Origin of the sequence: Enterococcus sp. AZ119, from assembly GCF_050546175.1 — a bacterium.
Lineage (GTDB): Bacteria > Bacillota > Bacilli > Lactobacillales > Enterococcaceae > Enterococcus > Enterococcus faecalis.
Map to the genome: position 1 here is coordinate 1,519,762 of NZ_CP172951.1, position 25,446 is coordinate 1,545,207.

Sequence of the window (25,446 nt, forward strand, 5' to 3'; positions counted from 1 at the left end):
ATAATCGTTCGTGTTTATCGAATGTAAAAATAAAAAACTTGCTTGGAGCAAGCATTTATTAAGTTACATTCCAAATACCAACAGTCTCAATTTCCTTTAACGTTTCTGATAAACAAGGTGTTGTAATGGTGACGTGGCCCATTTTTCTGCCAACTTTTGATTCGGCTTTTCCATAGTAATGGACTTGCCAAGTGGGTTTTGACGTGCATAACTGGTAGCTTTTTTCTAAGTGTTCACCTAAGAGATTCACCATAACCACTGGTTGAAGTAACTGGGGTAACCCAATGCCCCAATTGCTAATCCCTCGAATATGCGCATCAAATTGACTAAATGAGCAAGCTTCAATAGAGTAATGACCTGAGTTATGAGGCCGTGGCGCTAATTCATTGACGTACAACTCTTCTGAATCCGTTAAAAACAGTTCGATAGCTAAAACCCCAGATAAATTTAATTCCTCAGCAATGTGTTGCGCCAATTCCGCTGCTTTTTGTTGCACATTCTCAGAAATTCGAGCGGGCACAATTGATTCATGCAAGATATTCTTTCGATGAATGTTTTCAGATACAGGAAAGCTTTGGTAACCATGCTTATTCCCTGCAACGATGATTGAAAGTTCTTTAGTGAAAGGCACCCACTTTTCTAATTCACAAGTGGCGTTAGCTAATAATTCAGTCGCTTGGGAGAAATCCTCTTCGCATTTTAAGACGACTTGTCCTTTTCCATCGTATCCACCTTGAATAGTTTTTAAGACACATGGAAAACCAATCTTTTCTGTTGCTTGTGGCAGCTCTTTCTGACTTTTTACTTCCGCAAAAGGGGCAATCTTACAGCCAATCGATTGAAGAAACGTTTTTTCAAGCAATCGATTTTGAGTAATTTTTAACAATTCTGTTCCTTGTGGCAACTTTTCTAGTGGAATGGCCTTTTCTAGGGAGGCCACTTCAATATTTTCAAATTCATAGGTGATCACATCGCATAACTCTGCTAGTTCAGTTAAAGCAGGTGTCTGATCAAAGGCTGCCACAATTTGACGGTCAGCTACTTGACCAGCTGGACTATTGAGCGTTGGGTCCAACACAATCATTTGGAAACCCATTTTTTTACCACTCATGACTAGCATTCGCCCTAACTGTCCCCCACCTATAATGCCAATAGTTGCTCCGACTTTTAAAGGTTTATTCAAGTTGTTCCCCACTTTCCATAACCGCTTTTTCCAATGATTGTCGTCTTGCTTGGATTCTTTCTGCTAACTGTAAATCATCAATACTTAGTATTTCTGCAGCTAATAACCCAGCATTGGTAGCACCTGCTGAGCCAATCGCAGTTGTTGCTACAGGAACTCCCCCTGGCATCTGCACAATAGACAACAGTGAATCAATACCGTTTAATGTTCGTGTTTTAACTGGAACACCAATGACAGGTAAGGTTGTCTTTGCAGCTACCATCCCTGGTAAATGGGCCGCTCCACCAGCGCCAGCGATAATAACCTTCAATCCTTTTGTTCGTGATTCCTCTGCAAAACGAAACATCAAATCAGGGGTCCTATGTGCTGATATCACTCGTTTTTCATAAGGAATTTCCAACTCTTCCAACACAAGACAAGCAGCTTTCATCGTTGCCCAGTCTGAGGTACTTCCCATAATCACAGCGACTAATGGTTTCATGAATGTAATAACTCCTTCCGCCTTTTTTCACTGTTATTCTAACAATGAGAAAAAGAGATGTCAAAGAAAAACCGAAATATTATAGATTAAAATTATATAATGTTCGTGTTTATCAAAAAAAGAGTCATCGGAAAGATGACTCTTTTTTGCTATTTTTAGCGTTGCTTCCTCTTTAAGAAGAAACGTCGCCTGTATTAATAACTGGTTGTGTGCCCTTATCAGTAATGATTGAGACTAGTAAATTATTAATAAGTTGTACTTTTCGTTCATCGGTAAAATTAATTTCTTGCCCTTCTTCAATCTGTTCTAAGGCCATTTGTGTCATGCTTACCGCACCTTCAACAATTGTTTGTCGAGCCGCTAAGATTGCTTTTGCTTGCTGTCTTTGCAACATGGAGCTAGCAATTTCAGTTGCATAAGCTAAATGATTCAACCGTGTTTCGATAACCTCTACACCAGCCACTGCTAAGCGTTCTTGCAATTCTTTGGTTAACTCCTCGGAAATTTGTTCGGTATTTCCTCGCAGAGTTACATCATTATCTGAAAAAGTGTCATAAGGATATTGTGTTGCTACATGCCGGATTGCCGTTTCGCTTTGAATTTCCACAAAGTCTTGATAATAATCGACATTAAATAACGCCTTAGCTGTATCGACTACCCGAAAAACAATGACCGCAGAGATTTCGATTGGATTCCCGTCAGAGTCATTGACTTTTAATAGAGAACTATTGAAATTTCGCACTTTCAAAGAAATGTTCATTTTTTGCGTAAATGGAATGGTAATAAACAACCCATTTTCTTTAATCGTACCTAAGTAGCGACCAAAAAATAAAATAGCTTTCGCCTGATTGGGACTAACAATGGTTAAGGAACTTAAAAATAAAATAGCCCCAACTAACAAAATAATACCTAAAACAACAAGAACTCCATTGGTATGACTTGCTCCATAAATAAATAAACCAATTCCCGCAATTAAAATAACTAATAAGCTCGCAATTCCTACGTAGCCACTCATATAAAATGTTTTTTTCTCTTCCATCTGTTTCACTCTCCTAACTCATTTATCTGGTCCTTATTATACACCTCATTGCCTTCAATAGAGTAACTTTTAACATTAAATAAACTGATTTTTTCGGGGCTCTTGTAGTATACTGAGAACAAAGAAATCCCAAGAAAAGGAGTGATAGAATGCGCTATTTAAGCAAGGACATTTTAGAGGAAGTCATCACTCAACGCCCCTCCGACTCTTATAAAAGCAATTTTGGGCGTGTCGTATTAATCGGAGGAAACCGTCAATACGGCGGAGCCATCATCATGAGTACCGAAGCGTGTATCAATAGTGGCGCTGGTCTCACCACTGTGATTACTGATGTTAAAAATCACGGGCCTTTACATGCAAGATGCCCAGAAGCGATGGTCGTGGGCTTTGAAGAAACAGCCCTTCTGACGGACGTCGTAGAGCAAGCGGAGGTTATTTTAATTGGTCCAGGTTTAGGCTTAGATGCTACTGCACAACAAATATTAAAGATGGTACTCGCCCAACATCAAAAACAACAATGGTTAATTATCGATGGCTCAGCAATTACCCTGTTTAGCCAAGGTAATTTTTCCCTTACCTATCCTGAAAAAGTTGTTTTCACACCTCATCAAATGGAATGGCAACGTTTGAGTCACTTACCTATCGAGCAACAAACACTGGCAAATAACCAGCGCCAACAAGCAAAATTAGGCAGTACGATTGTTTTAAAAAGTCATCACACCACAATTTTCCACGCAGGAGAACCTTTTCAAAATACAGGCGGCAACCCTGGGATGGCTACTGGCGGAACTGGGGATACCTTGGCTGGCATCATTGCTGGTTTTTTAGCTCAGTTTAAGCCGACAATTGAAACCATTGCTGGCGCCGTCTACTTACACAGTCTCATTGGAGATGATTTGGCCAAAACTGACTATGTTGTTTTACCAACGAAGATTAGTCAAGCCTTGCCGACATATATGAAAAAATATGCCCAGCCCCACACTGCACCTGATTCTGAACTATTAGAACAGAAGCGTTCGAGATAAAACCCGAAAAGGCTAAATGGTGACAAATTTTGGGTTAAAAAGCAGGATTTAAGCCTGGGCCGAAAATCAAAAGCGATTTTCAGCCCAGGCTCTCTTTTTATTTTTCCTTATAAACATTTTTTAACGTTAATGGAGCGCCAAAGGTATGAAAATTCAAGCCTTTGACTTTATCATTTTGCAGGACTGTTTGTTCATTTTGGCTAAGTGGAATCATGCCAGCAGTCGTTTCAATCACTTCTTTTTCAGCTGCAATCAGTGTCGCCCATCTTTTTTCTGGCTCTAAGGCATAGGTTGTGGCTGCTTCATCTAATAATTTGTCATAGACAGGGTTCTGATAATTGCGATCATTGCCCTTGTATAAAGTCATCAGGGTAGAAATAGGATCTTGATAGTCTGGTGTCCAGTAAATTAAGAATAAATCATAATCACTTTCTCGCCCAAAGTTCAATGCAGCTTCGGTCGGCAATGCGGTTAGCTCTATTGTCAAACCAGGAAACAGTTCTTGTAGCGAGCCTTGCAAACTTTCACCAATTTTTTTGTAAGAACCATCATCTGTTACCATCAATTCAACGTTAACCTTTTCTCCTAATTCTGCTTGTGCTTTTTTCCAATAACTTTGCGCTTTTTCTTTGTTATAAACCATTAAATTACCTGCTTCTTGACGAAAATCGAGGCCCGTTGTGGGATTCGCCACAAAGCCTTCCGTAATCGCACCATGTAGCGCTTTAGAACCATCTGCAATAATATTATTGACTAGATTTTCTTTATCTATGCCTAAAGCCAACGCTTTACGCAGGTTTTCGTTTGCAAGCGGCGTTGCTTGCCCTTTCCGTTTTTGATTTAAGCGCAAATAGTTCATTGTCGCTGTTGGGTACGAATGATACAACGTATTATTTTTATTCTGTTGCGCCAATTCACCACTTAGTGTAGCCACATCTAATTGTCCATCTTCAAAAAGATTCAATGCGGTAGATGTTTCTTTGATAACCGTATAATTGATAATGTCTGAGCGCACGTTCTGGTGATCCCAATAGCGATTATTTTTTGCTAGTTGCCAGTCCATCTTTGTTTGCTGCCAATCTTTTACCACGAACGGACCATTATAGACGACTTTATCACTAGCAGTTCCATAGTCCGCACCAAATTGTTCGACTACTTTTTGATTTTGCGGGAAAAATGTCGGAAAAGCTAACAAGGACGTAAAGTACGGTTTTGGCTCTTTGAGCGTCACCTTTAATGTATAATCATCCACAGCTGTGACACCTAGTTCATTGGGTGCTAATTTCCCAGCTGAGATTTCTGCACCATTTTGAATTGTTTCAACGATGAGGAAACTATAGACAAAGCCGTTTTTAGGATCAATCATTTTTTTCCAAGCATATTCAAAATCATGTGCCGTGACAGGATCATCGTTACTCCAAACCGCTTCTTTTCTCAAAGAAATCGTGTAGGTTTTTCCATCTTCTGAAATCGTCGGCAATGCTTTTGCTACGGCTGGTACCAATTGGTCTTGTTCATCTAAACTATATAACCCTTCAAACGCTGCTGTTTGGACAATAGCATCTGGAAAATCCAATAATACAGAGGTGTTGAGCGTTGTTAATTCTGAAGGTGACATCAGTTGAACGGCTTCTTTGGTATTTTTCTGTTTCTTTTTATTTTCATTTTTATTGGTACACCCAGCTAAAAATCCTACCAATAAAATACAAACCATTATGATTTTTAAATACTTTTTCATCTTCTTTCTCCTATAACTCTTCATTTTTTTATGCTCTTACTTACAGAAAGACAGCTCCCCTTTTATTTTGTCCTTTCCACAAGCATCCAGACAACGACCGCTGGCTCCAACCCATCATTATAATTAATGTGCCCCTCACCAGCTTCAATTAATTGGGCTTGTCCAGCTTTTCCAACTAAGTCTTGACCATCTTCTAAAATCGTATGTGCTTCGCCAGAAATCACATAAGAATATTCATCCTGTTCATGGCGAGCATATCCAGCTAAAGGCCGTTTTTCACCAGGTTGTAATGTAATAACGCCCATTTGAACTTGTGCATTTGGTTGGTTTTCTTTATCAAAAAAAATCGTCATTTCTTCTGATTCTGCTGATTTAATAAGCAATAGCTTTCCCTCCTTTTTTAAATCTTGTATCTTCCATTATTCCTTTAAATAGAATCAAAGTCAATCTTTTTATAGAAAATTCTGAATATTCTACACAAAAAAAAAGAGAGCATGAATTCTCTCTTTTTTGTCTCTTTAAACTTTTACAATCCAACCTTCTGGCGCTTCTTTGTCACCAAACTGTATGCCAACCAGTTCATCATATAGTTGCTTAGTCACTGGTCCAACTTCCGTTTCACTATAAAATACATGAAAATCTGTGCCGTTTTGAATCCCACCAATAGGAGAAATAATCGCCGCTGTGCCACAAGCACCCGCTTCGGAGAAGTCCGCTAATCGATCAATGTAAACGTCTCCTTCAAGCGCCGTCATCCCTAAACGTTCTTTTGCTAGCGTCAATAATGAATATTTAGTAATACTTGGCAAAATAGACGCTGATTTCGGCGTAATAAAAGTACCATCTTTGGTTATGCCAAAGAAATTGGCTGCACCAACTTCTTCAATTTTCGTATGCGTATACGGATCTAAATAAATGCAATCACTAAATTCTTTCTCATGTGCTTCTGCACCTGGTAAAAGACTAGCTGCATAATTGCCCCCCACTTTAGCGGCCCCAGTTCCTCGACCCGCCGCTCGATCATAGTCAGAAACAATAAAGTTCGTTGGTGCTAAACCATTTTTAAAATAGGAACCAACCGGCACGCAAAAAATAGAAAAAATGTATTCTTTGGCAGGTGCTACGCCAATATTATCGCCGACACCAATCATATAAGGGCGAAGATACAACGTACCGCCCGTTCCATATGGCGGTAAATAAGCAAGGTTGGCTTTCACCACTTCTTGGCATGCAGAAACAAAGGTTTCTACTGGTACTTGTGGCATCAGTAGACGCGCACAACTTTTTTGTAGCCGTTTGGCATTTTCATCTGGACGAAACAAATTGACAGAACCATCTGCACATTGATACGCTTTTAATCCTTCAAAACATTGTTGGCCATAATGTAGAGCAGGCGAACCTTCACTAATCGTTAACTGATTGTTATCTGTTAGCGTGCCTTCTTCCCACTTGCCATCTCGCCAATAACTAATATAACGAAAGGGCGTTTTAATGTAAGAAAATCCTAAATTATTCCAATCAAGATTGGCTTTTTCCATTGTCGTAGCACCTCAATTATTTTGATTTTTTATCTTAATTAGTGTAATTGTACCCACCAAAAACTAGAAAAGCAAGTCTTATTCTCATTCTTAACTTTTGTTATTTTTTCTTACTTGTCCATTTCTCCCTCGCAAAAAAAACCTTGATAACCGTTTCTTGAATTGCAACGGAATATCAAGGTTTCGAAAAATTATTCAGTATATTCTTTGGTTTCTTGTAACGTACCATCTTGCTTATAGATTTTCAGCTTTGTTTGCTTATTCCGAGCAATTTCTTGAGCTCGTTCAACCGCCTCTTGTTTGTGGGTAAATGTATTACTTGCTTTTTCAGCGCTGTCTGAAATCACCAACCATTGGCCGTCTTTATATTTAACGTTGACAGCCGCCGTTAATAATTTTCCCGCATGTTTATCCTGTTTATGCGAATCTTGTTTCGTAGGATTTGCTTCTTGTTCGAAGGCCTTTTTGTCTGCTGCACTTGCCTCTTGATACCATTTCTCCGCTTGACTAATCGCAATTGGAATGGCGCGATCATCAGGGTAGCCATCCGCAAGCAACGCATTGCCAATATCTATCGCTTTTTTCCGAATCAAAGGTGCTAAATTTTTCATTGATGTAGGATAATCATTCATATTCCAAGGCATCAAAATCTCCTCCTTAAATTCTGTCTATTACTAGCTTACTACAGAAAAGGAACATTTGAAAAAGAAATGATTACTTTGAATATTTCCTGAACATTCTTGAGAGAATAAACCTAATTTCCCGTCGGCCAAACTTCTCAATCTTTGAGTGTATGATTACTCATTTCCCTTTGAATCAGTTATGATAAAGGAAGAAATAAATAAATTTTTTGGAGGGATTTTCATGAAAATGTCTAAAGTACTCACCACTGTTTTGACGGCAACTGCTGCTCTTGTGTTGCTTAGTGCTTGTTCATCTGATAAAAAAACAGATAGTAGTTCTAGTAGCAAAGAAACAGCTAATTCAAGTACAGAAGTAGTCTCTGGTGCTTCAATTAGTGCCAAGCCTGAAGAGCTCGAAATGGCGTTAAGTGATAAAGGAAATTGGATTGTCGCAGCTACTGACAATGTCACTTTTGATAAAGAGGTAACAGTTGCTGGTACTTTCCATGATAAGGGGAAAGATTCCAACGATGTCTATCGTAAATTAGCACTTTATTCCCAAGATGATAATAAAAAAGTAACTGCTGAATATGAAATCACGGTTCCTAAGCTAATCGTTTCTTCTGAAAATTTCAACATCGTTCACGGGACTGTCAAAGGTGATATTGAGGTGAAAGCAAATGGCTTTACTTTAAATGGTACCAAAGTTAATGGCAATATTACTTTTGATAAACAAGAATACAAAGATTCTGCTGACTTAGAAAAAGATGGTGCCACTGTTACTGGTGAAGTCACCGTAGCCAATAATTAAGTTATTACCAGACAATTTTAACTAGTAAAAAACCAATGACAAATGTTCAATCAAATTTGTCATTGGTTTTAGTTTGTAAACACAGTGCCAGCATTGGTAGATAATTACAAAATGAACTCACTCTTTGCCATAAGCCTAAATAATTAAATGGTTTTACCTGTTGTAGCTGTGGAATCCTTGCTAAGCCATATAAGCCGGCTGCAAGCATACATAAAATAAACAAAAAGCCAAAAAGTTTTTTATTTTTTTGCGAACCGTATTTACTGTAGATAATGGTTAAGACGCCTGATAACAACAAAAAGCCTGTATAACCGACTGCTGATCCTCCGTTATGAAGCGCGGCAGCAACTGTGCCAGCGCTTGAAGTGTCTACGCTGAAGAGCCCACTGAAAATACAATCAAATAAACCATAAGCGCCAATCATTGCCACTACTAACCAAGCCCCTTTTTTCGTTTTTCTGGAAAAAATAGCATATATCCTAGGTAAACTTGCTAACATCAACATTCCCGCAATGATAGTTAACCGATTAAAGTTTTCCCTAACTGGACTATTCACATCACCTAATAAGCTAATTACTTCTGTCAATTGATTGTAACCTTGATCTTTGAATCCGACATAATAAGGTGTAAAAAAATCAAGTAAGACCCCTAAAACTAAAAAATAGCCGCCATATTTTTTTAAAAACTGCATCTATTCACCTCAATTTTGATTTTCTATTTACTTCAAGTATAGCATATCAAAAATTCCAAATAATGAAACTTTCTTTCTCACTAAAAAACTTTTCGTCAACGCGAGACGAAAAGTTTTACTTTAGGATTCAATAGAATCTACAATCTTATCATTTTCTTTTGATTCATTTAGCCACTCCGAGACAATAATTTTAATGATTGCAGCAACAGGAACTGCTAAAAACATCCCTAAGACGCCGAAGTACGCTCCCCCAATCGTGATTGAAACAATAATTAAAATCGGATTGACATTTAGGGCATCTCCCATAATTCGAGGACCAATAATATTGCCGTCAATTTGTTGTAAAATTAATAAAACTAGTAACACCGTAATGGCTTGAGTAACACCACCTGTGAAAAGCGTAATCACACCAGCAACAATTGACGCAAAAATCGAACCAAAATAAGGAATCATATTACAAATACCTAATAAAATCCCCAAAGTCACAGCAAATTTCACATTCAAAATACTTAACAAAATCGTTGATGAAACGCCAATTATACAGGCATCAAGAAATTGGCAACTGATAAATTTATAGAAAATTTTATTCGTTGTATTTAACCAGGTTTGTGTTTGCTTGTACACTTTTTCAGACAGCAATTTGTGGGCAGCCTTTTCAACAAATGTCAAAATAGATTGCTTAAATACCAGCGCATATATTGAGATAATCAACGTTAAAAATGCATTTAAAAAGAATGAGGAAACATTTTTAGTCAACGTTCCTAATGAAAATAACGCTTGTGTCCATTGATTTAAAAAACGTTCCGGCGACAAATCTTTAAGGACACTATTTAAATATTTTTCAATCGCGGCTGTTTTTAAAATCCCTTTATCTTCTAAACTCATCACAAACTGAACCATGTGATCATAAAAAGTGGGTAAAGAGTTTGCTAAATCTACTAAATTACTAATGAGTAGCGGAACGATATAGTTTAATGTCAAAACAAAAATAAACAAAATAATCAGGTACAAAAGGAGTACACTCAAGCCGTGTTTCGCTTTTTTAACGACTGGTAAAGGTACTCTTTCTAGTAATCCCTCGATTTTTTTTTGACTTCCACTCAATAAATAAGCAATCACGAACCCAGTAATGAATGGGGATAAGATGCCTAACAAACCCGAAACGCTATGGACAAAGTGCTGATAATTCGTGATTAATAAATAGCCAACAATCAGCGCCATTACAAATAAAAAGCGGACAACCCAGTAATTCCAATCAACATTGTATTTCTTCAATCACTTCACCTCTAAATAAATTATGCCTATCATTGTAATTGTAAACGATTTGTGGCAAAAGGCAAGTTTGTCCATTCGTTCTTGATGAAATACACAAAGAAGCCTGACACTTTAAAAAATGTGTCGGTTTATTCTGCAGTATAAAAATGAGGCACTAGGCCTTTCTTCTTTTCATAAAAGAAGCAACTTGGGCTACAAGTACGTTTAACTTGTAGACCAAGTTGCTTAGATAGACTAAATTTATTTTTTCGATTCCACTGTGACCGTAAAGTTATCCATAATGAAATCTTTATCGGCACCTGTTGTAAAAATACCAAACGTAGTGTTTCCTGAAGCATCCCCAATTATTTCTGCTTCATAATGCTTGGTTTGACCATCTGCTGCTGTCGAAGTCAACTCACCGACTGGCTTAAAGTCATTGTTATTTTTCAACTCCCCATTAATGGTCCCAGCAGTAAAGACATTTTCACCATCAGTTTGATAATCAAATTGGACCGTATATTTCTTGTTCGGTTCAAATTTAATATTTTGCGGAATTGTTTGAAGCATCAATCCTGCTCCTTGTTTATGGGCTTTCAAGGACCAGTTGCCTTCTAATACATCTGAAACAAGGTTTCCATTCCAACCATATTGTGTGTAAGGTTCATTTCTTTCTGATAAATGAATCCGTGGATCTTCTACACCACCAGCTGAGCCTTTAACAAACGGATATAACCCAACTGCTTGTGTGTCTTCAAAATCTTGCTTAATAACTGTTTGTTTGTCTGGGTTCATGATATCCGTTTGACGCTCAACAATTCGTAAATCATCAAATTTTGTAACGGAATTGCCTTTATCAACCGCTAATGTCACCGAGCCTTTTTTGGCATTATCTGGGATTTCAAAATCAATTCGCATATTTTGCATATACTGCGGATTTTTCCTGCTTGTATGGTTAATATCTGCCTGAATGTAGTTTTGGGCAACCGAATTATTCACTGTCCGCGTATATTTTTTACCACCAATTTTAACAGTTACTGTGGCTTTGCGATCATGTGTTTCTGTGTTTAAATACAAACTATATTTTCCTGGTTTAGGAAGATTGATGTCTTGTTTGATTTCGGTTCTTTCTTTTTCTGAACTAAAGACATAATCACCGTTAGCATCTTTTTTAACCTCTCCATCACCTCGGAAAACTTTCCAGTTATTTTTTAAGGTATTGGCTTCATTAAATCCAGGATCTTTAAATGGTGTTCCTGTTCCAAATGTCATCGGTTCAATACTGTCAGGTTCAGCAATGACATACGGTGTATTAGCCTCGGCTTGGATGGTCACTTGGTTATTTGTAGTGGCAATTGCGCCTTTGTCAATACGCCCTTGATCTGTTAATTCATATAAATGTAAATTCGTTTTTCCTTGCATTTTCTTATCCAATGACCAAGTGCTGGTACCGCCTTTTGGATTCCAGTGATATAGTTTGTCTTGACCATTGACATTCCAAGGCAGTAGATACGCATCACCTTTTAGAACTTCTGTCTCATTTAACGTAATGCTTCTTGGCGAATTAGCATCTGCTTGAGTAACGGTCACTTTTTCAGCACCGTTCGCTAATTTAATTGTGCCATAGATTTGACCATCTGCTGCTGTTGTAGTTTCCCAGTTTGTAATTTGGTAATGTTGTAAGAACTTAGTTGGGACATTAATGGCAAAAGTTTTTTGGCGATAGGTATTAAAATTGGTTTTACCCACCCAACCTTCATAGGCTTCAAATTCAGCTCCACCTAACAAAGGGTTGTCGGAAATAATCCAAGTGTCTTTTTGATGATTCCGAATAAAACGAACGATTGTACTGTTAAAGCCTTTCGTTGTTGTACCGCCGTAATCTTTTTCTGCAGACCAATGGTTCCAAACCGAGTCATACTCTAAAGCATTCGGAAATTCATTGGTTGTAAACCAACCGAGTGAATTAATTTCTTTACTTAGTTGACGACTTGCCCAACCTGATTCGCCTTGATTGCCCCAAACATCAACATAAATATAATCTAGATTCGGTGCTTTTTGTTTTAATTCTTTAAAGCGCTCATAGCGACGACCACTCAATGCATCGGATCTTTGTTTAATAAAATAAGACGGATCTAACCAATCCCAGCCACGCTTCGTTGGATCAACTAATTCCTCATTAAATCCTTTTGCTTCTGGGTAAGACTCGGTGTCATTAATATGCACACCGAAAACGGCATTTAATTTATGTCCTTCATCAATTAATTGATTCAACGCTTGTTCCCCACCAGGTCGCTGACCAATAGCACCGTAATCTGGATGCGCAGAATCATGTCCTTCATTTTGATACCCTTTTAGTAAATTCATTTGTCCTAATCCATCTGTTAAATTGTAAATACGTTTTGATTCGTCTAACGTCACTAAGAATGGATTTGTCGCCTGACTAGCAAAGTTAAAAGGAATCCGTTGGTTGACTAATTCAGGGACTTTTTCCGCGCCCATTGGGTTATTCATAATTGAACGGAACCCAATTGCCGCATCTTGCCAATCCACCCGATTGTCGTCGTTGCTATCTTTTGAGAATTTAACTTTCACTTCTGGTGTTTCTCCAGTTGTGTAATCTTCCGGTGCATCAAATGGTCGATAGGTCCATGCCCCACTTGACAAGGTTGTTACAAAACCAGTCGCCGCTTCTTTTGTTTGTTTATGGATTCGATTGTTGTCACTACCATCGACAGAGCCGTCTCCATAGGCGTTCGTCCAAAAACTTGCAGCATAATTCGCCGTATTTAAGAAACCATACATATATTTTTTCGTTTCTTCTTGGCTTGTTGTAGTTAAATCTTGGATAGTATCACCATTTTTATTTCCGTTATTTGCATTTGTCCCAGTATTCATCACAACGCCAGCAAAAGTCGCCCCTTCATCTGTACTATTGACAGAAATCAAGCCTTGATTTGGAATTGAAATTGTGTGTATTTTGGTTCCTTCTTCACGAATATCTGAGAGTTTCATAGCTAATTCTTGGCCTTCGGAAACAGTCAATGTTGTTGTGAAACGCAGACCAATTTCTGGGACAGCTACGTTATAAACGGCTTGATTTGCTTCACTCTTTTGTTTTTCAGCAGTTGCTTTATATGCTTTGCCATCAATCATTACTTGGTCAATTTTCTCGTGTTGGCCATTAAAAATCACTTGATTACTCTGAGGGTCTTCGTAGCGAATAATTCGTGGAAATTGTGGATCAACCACGGCTGTTAAATCTGCGGAAGAGATTTTGTCGCCTTTTTCAGCTTCATTGTCTTTAGCAACAACAATGCTGGCTTTTGCTTTGATGTTTGTATTTTCCAAAGTACCGTCGACTTCAAAAGTTCCTGGTTCTTTGTATGCAGCAGGATCGATTTCATCCCAACGGACTGCTTCATTGGCTTCTTTACCAGTATTATAGGTCACTTTTACTTGTTTCGGTAATTTTGGTGCGACACCAATTTTTGTAAAAACTTTGACTGGCGCAATTTGGGTCACTTCTGGCACAATTTCTGGAATGCTATCTACGGGGCCATTTTTAAAATAGTCATAATTGACAATTTTTTTGTCGTACCACAAACGGACACCCACATGTCCGGCTTCTGTTGGAATTTTGTCTCCATTGGCCAAAACAGGTTCTCCTTCGTAAATCAACGTGGTGTTAAGCCAGATAGTAATTTTTTCACCAACATAACGTACTTTCAACAAATAATTCGTATCTTCATTTAACGTTGGCCCAGAAATTGAATCATTCCACGAATTAGGGCTTTCAACTAACCATTTGCCATTCGCGTTATAGCCTACAAAAACCCAGCTATCTTTGGTATTACCACGAATAATCACACCCGTCCGACCGCTTCCAGCAGTGTATTTAAACCTTGTTTCTACTTCACCATCAGCTAATTTAGGGGAATCTAAATTTAAAGATACGGCATTATTACCTGCTGCTGCATCTCGTGAAATCGCCAATGACTCTCCTGCTAATTCTCGATTTGTTTTACCAATCACATCTTGCCACTCACCAATTTTCCCTCCTGGAAAATCAGATTGCCACAATTTTTCTTCTGTTGCGGTAGGTTCCACCATTGATGAGCTTGTTTCAGTGCTGCTGTTTGTTGTTTCTTCTGCAGACGTACTTAATGGTACTAAAATCGTTGCGCTTGCCAATAGTGTCAATGTACTAAATCGTTTTATTTTTCCATGTTTCATCTGATAAATCAGCCCCCTAACATTTTTGAACACGCTTTCATTATTAACAATTAAAGGGGCGTTCCAAAAATAAATTCTTTTATTTTTGGAACGTCCATCTCTAAATCATTCTCTTAAAAACTTTAATTACTTACGACAACAAGTCAGAATTATTCATCCTCGTCATCTACTGCAACATTTAGCAGCAATTCGTTGACTTTCACAATACTTTCTGCTGATTCCTTAACATAGTCACCTTCGATTGCTAATAAACTTGCATTTACATAGCTGATAACCATCGGTAAATTCATCCCAGTATATAAGTCAAACGAAGCACCTTGCATAATTTTTTTCGATAAAATATTACAAGGTGTCCCCCCTAATAGATCAGCAAAGACAACAAAATCTTCTAACGATTCCGTAATCGCTTCAAATTTTTCTAAAAAGTCAGCTTCACCTTCTTCTGGTAATAAAGCAACAGTGGAAATTGTTTCTTGCGGTCCCATAATCATCTCCGCACTTTTTTTCAATTCCTCGCAAAAACGGCCATGACTTACTAAAACTAAATGTTCACTCATCGATTTTCTCCTGTCTTACTTATTTTGAAATAACACCTAACGCAGACAATGCGACACAGACAATTAATACGATAAAAATGGCTTTAGTAGACGTCATATTCTTTTTACCTAGCATCCAATAAACGCCACCGACAATTCCTGCAGGAAGTAGACGTGGTAAAATCATATCCAAGTTATTTTGCATGTTAAGTGTTACATCCCCAATACTTGGTGCCCATGATAGTTTGACATTAACCATTGTTGCCACTAAAGCGCCAACCATGAAGACCCCTAGTAAAGTTGCAGCGTCTGTTAAGGCAGTTAAGCGGTGTTGCATAGTTGTTACCAAAGAAATTCCTTCGCGATACGCAAATTCCAATTGTTTCCAACGGAAGACCATCACGGCAATTTGAGCAACAATCCAGATAAAGATACCAGTTGGGTTGCCATTAATCGCCATGTTGGCAGCTAGCGCCCCAAAAATAGTTGGAATTAAAGCTGCGAAAATTGAATCCCCAATTGCTGCAAACGGTCCCATTAAACCAGTTTTCAAACCTGAAACTGTTTGTTTTCCAGCAATGCCTTCTTTTTCTTCAATGGCCAAATCGATCCCTGTAATAATTGTATTAAAGAAGTTTGAAGTATTGAAAAATTGCGTGTGTGTTTTCATTACTTCTTTTAATTCAGGCGTATCATCCCCATAAATTTTACGCAATTGTGGCAAAATCGTATACAAGTAACCTGATCCTTGCATTCTTTCGTAGTTCCAACCTAATTGGAAAGTAAACAAGCTTCTGCGATTAATTTGTTTAAAATCTTCTTTCGTCAATTTATAATTAGATTTCGTCATCTTCAATCTCTCCTTCGTCTGAATCATTCGCTGCATGTTCTTTTTTGGCTGCTGGCCCACTCGGAATCATTTGACCATTTTTGTAGCTAATTGCGGCTAAAGCGAAACCAATTAAAGCGACTGCTAACATTGGTAGTGCGTTAAATACACCACTGAAGTCTTTCACAACGCTCGCAACAGATGTTCCTAAAAGTTGCATGTTTGTAAAGATTGTTCCTAGTAAAGCAGTTACAGTGAAACCAAGAATTAAATAAGGGAAATGTTTTTTCACTGGTAAGTAACGTAGTAAAATTGCAAAACCGACCGCTGGTAAGACCGCCCCAGCAACAGACAAGCCATCACCTAACCATTTCAAATCGCCATTTAGGACAGATACAACTTTTTGTACTAAACCACCACCAAAAGCAAGTGCTAAGAAGACTGGAATCATTCGAGAAAGAGACCAAGGTAAGGCACCCATTAAGAAGTTACGTTCAATTCCTTTGTAGTTCATATCTTCGACCATTTTATCAATCCGATGTGCAAAGTAGGTATTCGCAAAACGAGCCAAAATGTCTAATTGAATCATTAAACTAGCAACTGGTACTGCAATAGCAGCGATTGCTTGTTCAGGGTTCATTCCTAAAGACACAGAAAATGCTGTGGCAAGAATCGTGCCTGAGTTAGCATCAATTTTGGAGGCACCCCCGAAAGTCCCAACTCCTAATACAGTTAATTGCATACTTCCACCAATAATAAGTCCTGCTTTAATATCCCCCATCACTAATCCTGCAAAAAGACCTGCAAACACTGGCGCACTTAATGAAGAATAAATTTGTAATTCATCTAAAATTTGGTATCCTGCGTATAATGTTAATAATAAGATCTGCCACCATAAGATATTCATTTTTTGTTCCCTCCTATTTTGTTATCAAACTCATAAAGTCTTCCGCTTTGTCACTTGGCACCATTTGAGCAATCAGATGGACGCCTTTAGCATTTAACTCTTTAAAAACCTCAATATCTTGATCGACCACATTGATTGACTTAGTAATCGACCGTGTTTCGTTTGTTTGTGACATGTTCCCAACATTGATTTCTTTAATCGGCACCCCAAGTTCTACTAGTTTTAATAAACGATCTGGTTTCCGTACCACAATTAGTAAACGTTGTGAGTCGTATTTTCCTGCTAAAATATTTTGAGCAGCTTTTTCAACTGGTAACACGCTTAGTTTCACGCCAGCTGGTGTTGCTAATTTCAAGCCACTTTTTTCAATGGCATTCCCTGCAACCTCATCATCAACGACCATAATTCTGGAAATATTCAATTTTGTCGCCCATAAATTTGCCACTTGTCCATGAATCAAACGTCCATCAATTCTTACGCCAATAATACTCATTGTAATCCCTCTTTCATTTCTTTATATAGTGGTTCTTTTACTAACTGAATTTCTGGTTGGTACGTTCCTTCCGTTTCAAAAATGACGATCTCATTTTGCCCTTCTTTTAATAATCCTTTGGGAATATATAAGGAAAGCGTCGGACCAACATTCCAGAAACGACCAAGATTGGTTTGGTTAACAAAAACAATTCCTTTGCCGAATTTAGAAACATCAATAAATGTATCTTTCACTTCTGCTAACTCCACATGATACTGGTAAAAGCTTGGTTGATCAGGCTGCCATTCTCTTGAATAGTCTACCTGTTCACAGCTTGTCATAGGTAAACAATATTGTTGCCATTGCGTCATAAAATGTAAATCTGCCATGACACCCGTTCGAATCCCTTTTTTCTGAGTATCTGCAAATAGTTTATGCCCGTAATTGACACGACCCATATTTTCCATTAAAATATCGATTTGATTATTCTCTTGCGGCAGTGTAACGTAAATATCTTCGCCAATTTCCGTTTGATATTGCGTTGCTTGATGTACCTGATTGACAAATAATTGCAGACGATCACGACCGTCAATCACTCTTAGCTTTTCTTCTGCAGCATCTTTTTCAATGCTTGTTCGGTAAAGAAGATAGCCGGTATTTTGTCCTAATTGTTCCATGGTTTGCGGATAAACGCTGACCACTGGCTGACTAATCGTTTCTAAAGTCGCAAACAAACTCACTTTGTTGGTTAAAGGAATTGCTGTTTGCGCAAAAGAATCTTTTACTAATGGTTCAGCTTGTGGTAACGCAGGGTACTCTTCGTGAAGCATTTTTTGTAACGCAAAATACTTTTCGGTTGGGTTCCCTTGTTCATCAAGAGGCGCATCATAATCATAGGAAGTGATTTGTGGTAAATCAATGGTTCCTCGTGCGGAGCAGCCATTCATAAACCCAAAATTGGTGCCGCCATGAAACATATATAAGTTGATACTGCCTAATGCTAATGCTTCTCTAACTGATTCAGCCAATTCTTGCGGATCTCGTTTAATAATTGGCTCTTTCCAACGATTAAACCAGCCATCCCAAAATTCCATACACATTAGCGGCCATTTTTTACCATGTTCTTCAAAAAAGGCTTGCATCATACCGAAATTTTCTTTGGCTTTTGAGCCAAAATTTCCGGTTACTAAAATATCATCTTCAATCATGCTGCCTGCCCGCAATGTTGCGCGCCATGGCCCGTCAGAAGTAAAAAATGGTGCTGTCACGCCGCGTGCAATCATCAAATCGCGAATCGCCCGTAAATACGCTTTTTCTTCGCCAAATGAACCATATTCGTTTTCGATTTGAATCATTAAAATATTGCCACCGTTAGCAAGTTGATGCGGAACAATTTTTTCCATTAAAACATCATAATATTCCGCAACATGCTTCAGATAGGTTGGATTATTCGAACGCATCCGTCCTGGTTCATTTAATAGCCAGGCTGGAAAACCGCCAAACTCCCATTCTGCACAAATATAAGGAGACGGCCGCACAATCGCATATAGTCCAAGTTCTTGTGCTAATTTTAAAAAGCGCTCCAAATCTAATATTCCCTCAAAATGAAATGTTCCTTTTTGCGGTTCATGTAAATTCCATGGTACATATGTCTCAACTGTATTAAAGCCTAAAGCTTTCAAGTTATAAAGTGAATGATACCAATCTGAGGGATCTACACGAAAATAATGAATGGCGCCTGATAAAATTTTAAATGGTTGACCATTTAAAAGAAACTCCTCTTTAATTTCAAATCTGTCCACATTGCCACCCTTTCTAGTAAACGCTTTCAATTACTGGATAATTGCTAAATAAAGAAAGCTCTTTATTTAGCAATTTCAACTACTTGGATGTTCATAAGATGTTTCTTCACGTTCTCTACGTCTACATGCCCAGTCATTCTTTCTTGGGCATTAGCCATTCCAGCCGCCATGCCCCATTTTAGCAGTTCGGCAGCTGGGGCATCCTTGGCTAGTCCATAGGCAAGACCAGCAATGGTTGCATCTCCTGAACCAACAGGATTTTTAGCTTGAATCGTTGGAATTTTTACACGATAGAATTGATCGTGATGTTTGGCAATTGCACCATCTTTTCCTAAAGATATGACAATCCATTCAATTCCCGCAAACATTGGTTTTGTTAAAGCTGTTTGTACAGCTGTTAATGGATTTTCTGAAAAATCTTGCTCTAGCAATCCTTCTAGTTCCTCTAAATTAGGTTTAATTAAATACGGTTTCCATGATCCTTGAAGAACTTGCCTTAAACTATCACCAGAAGTATCTAGTAGTACTTTAACCTCTTGTGCGTGAGCTTTTTGAACTAATTCTTGATAAAAATTTGATGGTAATCCTTTCGCTAAACTGCCAGAAATTGTGACAATTTCTGCTTGCTTAATTAATTGATCGAAATTTTCAAGGAAGTTACTGATTTCTTCTGGGGAAACAGTCGGTCCAGCTTCTAAAATTTCAGTTTGATTCCCTTCGTGCAAAATCGCAATCGAATCACGTGTTTCTTCTTTGATTGACGTAAATGCTTGGGGGATGTTTGCTTTCTTTAACTCGTTTGCAATAAACGCCCCATGAAAACCACCAAGAACGCCGGTAGCGATAACATCTCCACCTAAATCATGAATAACGCGAGTGACATTTAGTCCTTTGCCACCAGGGGTTTTGGTCACCTGACTGGTCCGATTAACGGTATCAAGCTTTAGATGATCTAATAGGTAGGAGATATCAATTGACGGATTCATTGTTACTGTTACTATCACAGCTATGCCTCCCAATTACCCTTCGTTTACTTGAACTTTTGCATGCCAAGAGCTGGCGGTTGCCGCGATGACTTCATTTAAACTTTCAATGTTTTCTCGGCCTTCTGTTTTTAACCAATCACAAGCCGCAGTTTCTCCTGCTTCAACGAAAGGTTTCACGCCATTTTTCCACGTAGCACGGCCACATAAAACACCATTAAATGTTGAACCAGCTCCTTTAGCGAAACGTAGTGTTTCTTGGAATAGCTCTGTTGAGACACCGGCACTTAAAAAGATAAATGGTAAATCAGTGGCTTGACTTTGTTCTAAGAAATAATTCGCCGCTTCCTCTTTTGTATACGCTGTTTCAGCCGGCGCAAAACCTTCTACAAAATTCATATTAACTGGAACTTCCACTTTCAATACATCTACTTTATATTGGGGTTTAGAAAATTCTTTCATCATTTCATTCACTTTATGCGGTTTAACTTTTGCATATTCTAAAGAAGTCGCATCTGCTGTTTGTGCATCGTAAGAAACTAATTCTAAGTAAAATGGTAGGTCTTCTTCTGCACATTCACTTCCTAAGCGTTCAATGAATACATGTTTTTGATGATTGATTTCTGGATCCTCATCCACATCATAGTATAGTAAAAATTTAATCGCATCTGCGCCTTCTTCTTTCAAGCGTAAAACAGACCAATCTGCTAGTAAATCAGGCAATCGTCCCGGAGTTGTTGCATCATAGCCCGTTTTTTCATAAGCGAGTAACAATCCAGCCTCGGTATCGCGTGCTTTTGCAGCAGGCAATCCATATTCTGGATCCAATAAAATGGCAGACGCATAAGGTGTCAATTCTTTCGAGACTAATTCTTTAAACGTTTCAATTTGTGCATCGGTTGGCTCTACATCTAGTGCTTTGATCATTTTTTTCAAGGCACCTCGTTGATCAATGGCTAATGCGCTAATGATTCCTTCTTGGGTTGACAAACGATCCATTGCCGCTTTTTTTCCAGCTGTTAACGTAAGCATAGTTCCTCCTCCAAATGTTGTATTATTTATAGTCATAAATCGTTACGCCTTTAACCACACGATTCACTGTACCTGTCGGTGAAGGGGTATCCGGTTTATTTCCAACTTTAATAGATGTTAAAAGTGCGACTGTTTGAGCTACCATGATATCTGCTAATGCTAAATAGCCATCAGGTAATAGAGCAGTTTCTGCGGAATATTCAATAGTTGAACCTGAGAAATTACGTTTGCCAGGTTGAGCAATCGCAAAAACACCCGCCGCAATTTCGTCACCGTGAACTTCTTCTAAGATATCCAAGTCATAATCTCTTGTGTATGGTGTATTATTAACAAAACCAAACATTATTGTTTTTTCATTAATAAATGATTTTGGTCCATGACGGAAGCCCATAGAAGAGTCAAAAATTGTGGCAACTTTGCCGGCTGTTAGTTCTAAAATTTTCAATTGCGCTTCTCTTGTCAAACCAGCTAAACTTCCAGAACCAACATAAACAATTCGTTCAAAATCAAGGTTAACAATTTCATTTAATTCTTCTTCACGGGATAGCACTTCTTCACCTAATTTAATTAGAGCGGTTACATAATCTTGTTTTTGCTCAAAGGCTGTTTGATCAAAGAGTAGTAATGTACCCAAGGTCATGCAAGAAAAGCTACCAGTCATCGCAAAACCACCATCATTGGAACGTGTTGGCATTAAGAATAAAAAGCTGTTTTCTTCTTTTTGGCTTATTTGTGCCAGTTGTCCTTCTTCGGCACAAGTAATCGCTAAATGATGAATTGTTTCAACCACTTGATTAGCTACTTCAACTGCCGCTAAACTTTCAGGACTATTTCCACTTCTTGCAAACGAAACTAGCAATGTTGGTTCGTCTTTAATCAGATAATCTTCTGGTTTGGCTACAATATCCGTTGTCCCAATACTTTCGAATGAAAAGGCTTGTGTGTCGCCGTGTGCTCGGAGATAAGGTACAACAGTATCACCGACATATTGCGAAGTGCCTGCTCCTGTAAAAATTACTCTTGTGCGTTTTCCTTGCGCTTTAGCTTGGACTTCTTTTAAAAAGTTTTCCAAAGCTGTTTGATTTTCATGATAAAGTGTCACGGTTTCTTGCCAAAGCTCAGGTTGCTGACGAATTTCACGTGTCGTGATTTCCGCTCCTAGTTGTTCTAGTTCTTCTTTTTCTGCTGTAAACATACTTAACTCTCCTAACTATTCCGAATATGGCGTATCTGATAATGAAATTGATCTGCTCGCGCCACACTCAACGTAAATTCAATAATTTCATTTTTCATGTTATATGTCTGGCGTGCTAAATGAAGGACTGGCGCTCCTTCTGGAATCATCAATAATTTGGCATCTTCTTTTGAAGCAATGCTAGCGTATAATTCTTCATCAGCTAAACGAACGGTTTGCTTAAAATCTTCCGAAAATAGATCATATAATGGTTTGCTACGTAGTAATTGATCCGTGAGTGATAAGAAAAATTTCACAGGCAAGTATGTGTCTTCAACCATTAATGGCTCGTTATCAGCAATCCGCAACCGACTTAATTTAAAAACTGCCTCTCCTAACGAAAGATTCAAATGCTGACAAATAAATTTATCCGCTTCCAATTTTTCGAAGGATAATATACGGGTATGTGGTTTTCGACCCAGCCCTTTCATTTGTTCTGTAAAACTATATGCGCCAGCTAAATCAGCGGCCTCTTTTTTTATATCTGAAACAAATGTTCCTTTGCCATGACGACGATAGATGGAACCTCTATTTTCTAGTTCTTGTAGCGCTAACCGGACCGTCGTCCGACTCACTCCATATTGTGCAGTCAATTCACGTTCAGAGGGCAACTTGTCATGAGGAATCATGCATGTTTCGATTCGTTCCTGCAGCAAATCAACAAGTTGATGATACAAAGCTTTGTTTTTAAAGGCATTTTCCATAACTTTCTCCTTTACCCTAACTGGTTATAACCACAAACCAATAGTACGGTGGTTTTTTTTATTTTGTCAATAAAAAGTATTAATAAATATCTTCATACCGCTATAACCTTGAAATGATAACGTTTACATTTTTTTATTTTTCTTTATTGTAATATTTTTTTCCTAAAGAAATCATTTTTTTATAAAAAACCATCCTTAAATATGATACCAGTTGTTGGCTTTATTTTAAATAGACAAAAAAGAGTATGAGACAAAAATCACTTTAGATTTTTGTCTCATACTCAAAATCTGAAAAACAGTTCTATCCCGACTTCTTCGTTTCTATTGTTTGGTTCTGGCAACAACTAACAAGTAACTGATTTTACGAAATCCATGACAATATTCATTATTGAGCATATTCAATCCTTCTGCTAATTTTCGTATAAGATAAATATTGATTGAATGTGTTGACACAACGAAAGGCCGTCCTATTCGCATATTGATCATAATAACGCTTGGTATACCACTGAAATTCTTTCGTCCAAGGTTTGACATGGCCAGTAAAGTGGATAATGGATGGTGCTCTTCTCGTTTCTTCATATTGTTTTTCTCCATAAATAGTTGGATGTTTTTTCGCTTTTGACAGAATATAACCTTGGGCGTTCCACTTAGGATGCAACAGGGTCCAACAGTCGTGTAAAACCGCATTCAATGCATCTTGATCATGGAAACGTAATTTATCTGGATTTTCTTCAATAAATCTTAAGACTTTAGTGGTTACATCTAAATTCAACCATTTTTTAACATCGATTAGCAACAAGCCTGAGTTAAAATAACACATAGATTCTGCAGGAATCGCCATTTTTTCCAAACGTTGATGGAACCCTGCATCTTCAACAGCGGCGATGATATTTTCACCTAAATCAACTGTCCATAATTTTGCGACATCATCTAAGGCAATCATGTCACAATCCATATACAACAGCCGTTCGATCTGGCTTCCTCTAAACAGCTCTGGAATAGCAATCCTGTAGTAAGCTGTTTTGGGAATTCGTTCACTGGTTACAACATTTTTGAAAAAATGGGGGTTGATTTTTAAAAATGTTAACTCTGCATTGATTTGGGTATGTTTAATCGTAAAATACAGTAGTTGCTTGCTTTCAAAATTGATATTGTCATCAATCACATAAAAATGAACAGCTGCCGCTGAAGGACTATTTTCTAAAATTGAAACAAACATAGCAGCAAGATGCGGTACAAAGTTGGTATTGCAACAGGAGACAATCGCTAATTCTTTTCTATTTTCCATTTCTTGCACCTACTTTCTTTAACTTGTTTAGATAAAGAGCTGTATAAGGATGATTTTCTAACGTATTCCAAGGTTTATCGTGTCCAGTAAAATGAATAATCGCTGGCTCTTGATTTCCCGCTGTATATAATTTTTGATAGGCTTCATTAGGCGCTTCATGACGATTAAAAACTAAAGACGTCTGCATATTCCATCTTGGTTCTAGAGCTAGCCAATCTTCATAAAGAACAGCGTTTAAAGCATCTTGATCATGATAAACTATGCGGTCCCCATTTTCTTCTAGATACTGAATTGTTTTTTGGGTGATTGCTTTCTCGTTCCATCGGTCAATATCAATAATCATAACTCCTGAATTAAAATAATAATCGGAGGAATCGATGCCCAAACGTTTCAAGGCATATGCTTGCCCAGGATCAATAACCGCGCCAATCGTTTGGTTCACTAATGGCGTATCATACAACTGGACAACATCATCTAAAACCAGCGTATCTGCATCTAAATAAAGAACCTTTTTATAGCTATATTTTTGTAAAAGTGACGGTAAAGAAATGCGTAAGTATGCGGTCGTTGTAATATGATCACTCACTAAAAAATTTTGATAGACTTCTTTGTCTGCTGTTAGAAATTCAACAGTTGCATTTTGTGAGTTACTACTAACCGTTTCTCGGAGTGCTTTTTTGCTAGATAGCGACAGCCCATCATCAATCACATAAAAATGAACAGGTCTCTCCGCATGACAATTTTCTAAAACAGTTGTCATCATTACATTCAAATAAGGAGCATAATTTTCGTCTGAAGCTGTCACAATTGGCACAATCTTCTGATTTTTTCTCATCAAAACCACTCTCCTCTTTTATTTTTATAGCTAAGTTCCTATTCAGAATAGGCCCTGAAAAACTTATCTGCAAATCATATGCTCATTATTTTATAATATAATTATAATAAAAATATATTTTATGGCTATAAAATAATTTTGTTTTCCGTTAACAACTATTAAAAAAACAACATTTCTCTTACTTTATCCTCAAAAATACTATTTA

23 protein-coding genes are annotated in these 25,446 nt (G+C 37.9%); 2 read left to right on the forward strand and 21 right to left on the reverse strand.

The window, feature by feature from the left end; translation table 11 throughout:
* Positions 1-58 precede the first annotated feature (58 nt).
* The 3 genes from purK to IGL37_RS07535 all read right to left on the reverse strand — a co-directional run bounded on the left by purK (position 59) and on the right by IGL37_RS07535 (position 2,703).
* Positions 59-1,183 (reverse strand): 5-(carboxyamino)imidazole ribonucleotide synthase, encoded by a 1,125-nt coding sequence (gene purK / locus IGL37_RS07525; RefSeq protein WP_033917914.1) that lies wholly within the window; start codon positions 1,181-1,183, stop codon positions 59-61.
* The gene (purE, locus tag IGL37_RS07530; RefSeq protein ID WP_033625012.1) at positions 1,176-1,664 is read right to left on the reverse strand and encodes a 5-(carboxyamino)imidazole ribonucleotide mutase; all 489 of its coding nucleotides are present in this window, start codon (positions 1,662-1,664) and stop codon (positions 1,176-1,178) included. The genes purK and purE overlap by 8 nt, the downstream gene beginning before the upstream one ends.
* A 172-nt stretch (positions 1,665-1,836) precedes the next feature.
* Positions 1,837-2,703: an SPFH domain-containing protein gene (locus IGL37_RS07535; RefSeq protein ID WP_002357267.1), complete on the reverse strand. Its 867-nt coding sequence runs from the start codon at positions 2,701-2,703 to the stop codon at positions 1,837-1,839.
* A 149-nt stretch (positions 2,704-2,852) separates the two neighbouring features.
* Here IGL37_RS07535 and IGL37_RS07540 point away from each other — a divergent pair, with 149 nt between their 5' ends.
* Positions 2,853-3,728 carry an NAD(P)H-hydrate dehydratase gene (locus IGL37_RS07540; protein WP_010821668.1) on the forward strand — a complete coding sequence of 292 codons (876 nt, stop codon included), beginning with the start codon at positions 2,853-2,855 and terminating at the stop codon, positions 3,726-3,728.
* Between the two features lie 97 nt (positions 3,729-3,825).
* On the opposite strand, the gene IGL37_RS07545 is transcribed toward IGL37_RS07540, so the two are convergent.
* The 4 genes from IGL37_RS07545 to IGL37_RS07560 form a co-directional block, all read right to left on the reverse strand.
* Positions 3,826-5,466, reverse strand: coding sequence for a peptide ABC transporter substrate-binding protein (locus IGL37_RS07545; RefSeq protein ID WP_033917913.1), 1,641 nt, complete (start codon positions 5,464-5,466; stop codon positions 3,826-3,828).
* Positions 5,467-5,528: 62 nt separating this feature from the next.
* Positions 5,529-5,849, reverse strand: a complete 321-nt coding sequence (locus tag IGL37_RS07550; RefSeq protein WP_016626986.1) for a cupin domain-containing protein — start codon at positions 5,847-5,849, stop codon at positions 5,529-5,531.
* A gap of 135 nt (positions 5,850-5,984) precedes the next feature.
* Positions 5,985-7,004, reverse strand: a complete 1,020-nt coding sequence (locus IGL37_RS07555) for a branched-chain amino acid aminotransferase (RefSeq protein ID WP_002366823.1) — start codon at positions 7,002-7,004, stop codon at positions 5,985-5,987.
* A 191-nt stretch (positions 7,005-7,195) separates the two neighbouring features.
* Positions 7,196-7,648 (reverse strand): DUF2188 domain-containing protein, encoded by a 453-nt coding sequence (locus IGL37_RS07560; protein ID WP_010709492.1) that lies wholly within the window; start codon positions 7,646-7,648, stop codon positions 7,196-7,198.
* A gap of 178 nt (positions 7,649-7,826) precedes the next feature.
* Here IGL37_RS07560 and IGL37_RS07565 point away from each other — a divergent pair, with 178 nt between their 5' ends.
* Positions 7,827-8,438: a lipoprotein gene (locus IGL37_RS07565; protein ID WP_002382413.1), complete on the forward strand. Its 612-nt coding sequence runs from the start codon at positions 7,827-7,829 to the stop codon at positions 8,436-8,438.
* A gap of 46 nt (positions 8,439-8,484) precedes the next feature.
* Here the strand turns inward: IGL37_RS07565 and IGL37_RS07570 are convergent, their stop codons facing one another.
* The 14 genes from IGL37_RS07570 to IGL37_RS07635 all read right to left on the reverse strand — a co-directional run bounded on the left by IGL37_RS07570 (position 8,485) and on the right by IGL37_RS07635 (position 25,241).
* The gene (locus tag IGL37_RS07570; RefSeq protein WP_002377212.1) at positions 8,485-9,129 is read right to left on the reverse strand and encodes a DUF998 domain-containing protein; all 645 of its coding nucleotides are present in this window, start codon (positions 9,127-9,129) and stop codon (positions 8,485-8,487) included.
* Between the two features lie 120 nt (positions 9,130-9,249).
* Complete coding sequence (locus IGL37_RS07575) at positions 9,250-10,404, reverse strand: AI-2E family transporter (RefSeq protein ID WP_002386882.1); 1,155 nt, start codon at positions 10,402-10,404, stop codon at positions 9,250-9,252.
* A 240-nt stretch (positions 10,405-10,644) separates the two neighbouring features.
* The gene (locus IGL37_RS07580; protein ID WP_029692963.1) at positions 10,645-14,619 is read right to left on the reverse strand and encodes an endo-alpha-N-acetylgalactosaminidase family protein; all 3,975 of its coding nucleotides are present in this window, start codon (positions 14,617-14,619) and stop codon (positions 10,645-10,647) included.
* A gap of 149 nt (positions 14,620-14,768) precedes the next feature.
* A complete protein-coding gene (locus IGL37_RS07585; protein ID WP_002361967.1) occupies positions 14,769-15,176 on the reverse strand; it encodes a PTS sugar transporter subunit IIA in 408 nt (135 codons plus the stop codon).
* 19 nt (positions 15,177-15,195) lie between these two features.
* Positions 15,196-16,005 (reverse strand): PTS system mannose/fructose/sorbose family transporter subunit IID, encoded by an 810-nt coding sequence (locus tag IGL37_RS07590; RefSeq protein ID WP_002357254.1) that lies wholly within the window; start codon positions 16,003-16,005, stop codon positions 15,196-15,198.
* The gene (locus IGL37_RS07595) at positions 15,992-16,891 is read right to left on the reverse strand and encodes a PTS mannose/fructose/sorbose/N-acetylgalactosamine transporter subunit IIC (RefSeq protein ID WP_002357253.1); all 900 of its coding nucleotides are present in this window, start codon (positions 16,889-16,891) and stop codon (positions 15,992-15,994) included. Before IGL37_RS07595 ends, IGL37_RS07590 begins: the two co-directional genes overlap by 14 nt.
* A 13-nt stretch (positions 16,892-16,904) precedes the next feature.
* Complete coding sequence (locus tag IGL37_RS07600) at positions 16,905-17,384, reverse strand: PTS system mannose/fructose/N-acetylgalactosamine-transporter subunit IIB (RefSeq protein WP_002361968.1); 480 nt, start codon at positions 17,382-17,384, stop codon at positions 16,905-16,907.
* Complete coding sequence (locus IGL37_RS07605; RefSeq protein WP_025188927.1) at positions 17,381-19,195, reverse strand: glycoside hydrolase family 35 protein; 1,815 nt, start codon at positions 19,193-19,195, stop codon at positions 17,381-17,383. Before IGL37_RS07605 ends, IGL37_RS07600 begins: the two co-directional genes overlap by 4 nt.
* A 32-nt stretch (positions 19,196-19,227) precedes the next feature.
* Positions 19,228-20,169, reverse strand: a complete 942-nt coding sequence (locus IGL37_RS07610) for a hexose kinase (protein WP_078126751.1) — start codon at positions 20,167-20,169, stop codon at positions 19,228-19,230.
* Between the two features lie 15 nt (positions 20,170-20,184).
* On the reverse strand, positions 20,185-21,180 hold the full coding sequence (gene lacD, locus IGL37_RS07615; protein ID WP_033917912.1) for a tagatose-bisphosphate aldolase: 996 nt from the start codon (positions 21,178-21,180) through the stop codon (positions 20,185-20,187).
* A 22-nt stretch (positions 21,181-21,202) separates the two neighbouring features.
* Entirely contained in the window at positions 21,203-22,375 is a 1,173-nt protein-coding gene (gene agaS / locus IGL37_RS07620; protein ID WP_002357242.1) for an SIS domain-containing protein, read from the reverse strand.
* A gap of 11 nt (positions 22,376-22,386) precedes the next feature.
* A complete protein-coding gene (locus tag IGL37_RS07625; protein WP_002360115.1) occupies positions 22,387-23,118 on the reverse strand; it encodes a GntR family transcriptional regulator in 732 nt (243 codons plus the stop codon).
* A gap of 385 nt (positions 23,119-23,503) precedes the next feature.
* Positions 23,504-24,406 (reverse strand): glycosyltransferase family 8 protein, encoded by a 903-nt coding sequence (locus tag IGL37_RS07630; protein WP_002414004.1) that lies wholly within the window; start codon positions 24,404-24,406, stop codon positions 23,504-23,506.
* A complete protein-coding gene (locus IGL37_RS07635; RefSeq protein WP_033786293.1) occupies positions 24,396-25,241 on the reverse strand; it encodes a glycosyltransferase family 8 protein in 846 nt (281 codons plus the stop codon). Before IGL37_RS07635 ends, IGL37_RS07630 begins: the two co-directional genes overlap by 11 nt.
* Positions 25,242-25,446: the final 205 nt, after the last annotated feature.

Coding starts and splice junctions, on each gene's coding strand:
- purE (WP_033625012.1), bottom strand. CDS start 1,664: ATGAAACCATTAGTCGCTGTGATTATGGGAAGTACCTCAGACTGGGCA.
- IGL37_RS07535 (WP_002357267.1), bottom strand. CDS start 2,703: ATGGAAGAGAAAAAAACATTTTATATGAGTGGCTACGTAGGAATTGCG.
- IGL37_RS07540 (WP_010821668.1), top strand. CDS start 2,853: ATGCGCTATTTAAGCAAGGACATTTTAGAGGAAGTCATCACTCAACGC.
- IGL37_RS07545 (WP_033917913.1), bottom strand. CDS start 5,466: ATGAAAAAGTATTTAAAAATCATAATGGTTTGTATTTTATTGGTAGGA.
- IGL37_RS07555 (WP_002366823.1), bottom strand. CDS start 7,004: ATGGAAAAAGCCAATCTTGATTGGAATAATTTAGGATTTTCTTACATT.
- IGL37_RS07560 (WP_010709492.1), bottom strand. CDS start 7,648: ATGCCTTGGAATATGAATGATTATCCTACATCAATGAAAAATTTAGCA.
- IGL37_RS07565 (WP_002382413.1), top strand. CDS start 7,827: ATGATAAAGGAAGAAATAAATAAATTTTTTGGAGGGATTTTCATGAAA.
- IGL37_RS07570 (WP_002377212.1), bottom strand. CDS start 9,129: ATGCAGTTTTTAAAAAAATATGGCGGCTATTTTTTAGTTTTAGGGGTC.
- IGL37_RS07580 (WP_029692963.1), bottom strand. CDS start 14,619: ATGAAACATGGAAAAATAAAACGATTTAGTACATTGACACTATTGGCA.
- IGL37_RS07585 (WP_002361967.1), bottom strand. CDS start 15,176: ATGAGTGAACATTTAGTTTTAGTAAGTCATGGCCGTTTTTGCGAGGAA.
- IGL37_RS07590 (WP_002357254.1), bottom strand. CDS start 16,005: ATGACGAAATCTAATTATAAATTGACGAAAGAAGATTTTAAACAAATT.
- IGL37_RS07595 (WP_002357253.1), bottom strand. CDS start 16,891: ATGAATATCTTATGGTGGCAGATCTTATTATTAACATTATACGCAGGA.
- IGL37_RS07600 (WP_002361968.1), bottom strand. CDS start 17,384: ATGAGTATTATTGGCGTAAGAATTGATGGACGTTTGATTCATGGACAA.
- lacD (WP_033917912.1), bottom strand. CDS start 21,180: ATGCTTACGTTAACAGCTGGAAAAAAAGCGGCAATGGATCGTTTGTCA.
- agaS (WP_002357242.1), bottom strand. CDS start 22,375: ATGTTTACAGCAGAAAAAGAAGAACTAGAACAACTAGGAGCGGAAATC.
- IGL37_RS07625 (WP_002360115.1), bottom strand. CDS start 23,118: ATGGAAAATGCCTTTAAAAACAAAGCTTTGTATCATCAACTTGTTGAT.
- IGL37_RS07630 (WP_002414004.1), bottom strand. CDS start 24,406: ATGGAAAATAGAAAAGAATTAGCGATTGTCTCCTGTTGCAATACCAAC.
- IGL37_RS07635 (WP_033786293.1), bottom strand. CDS start 25,241: ATGAGAAAAAATCAGAAGATTGTGCCAATTGTGACAGCTTCAGACGAA.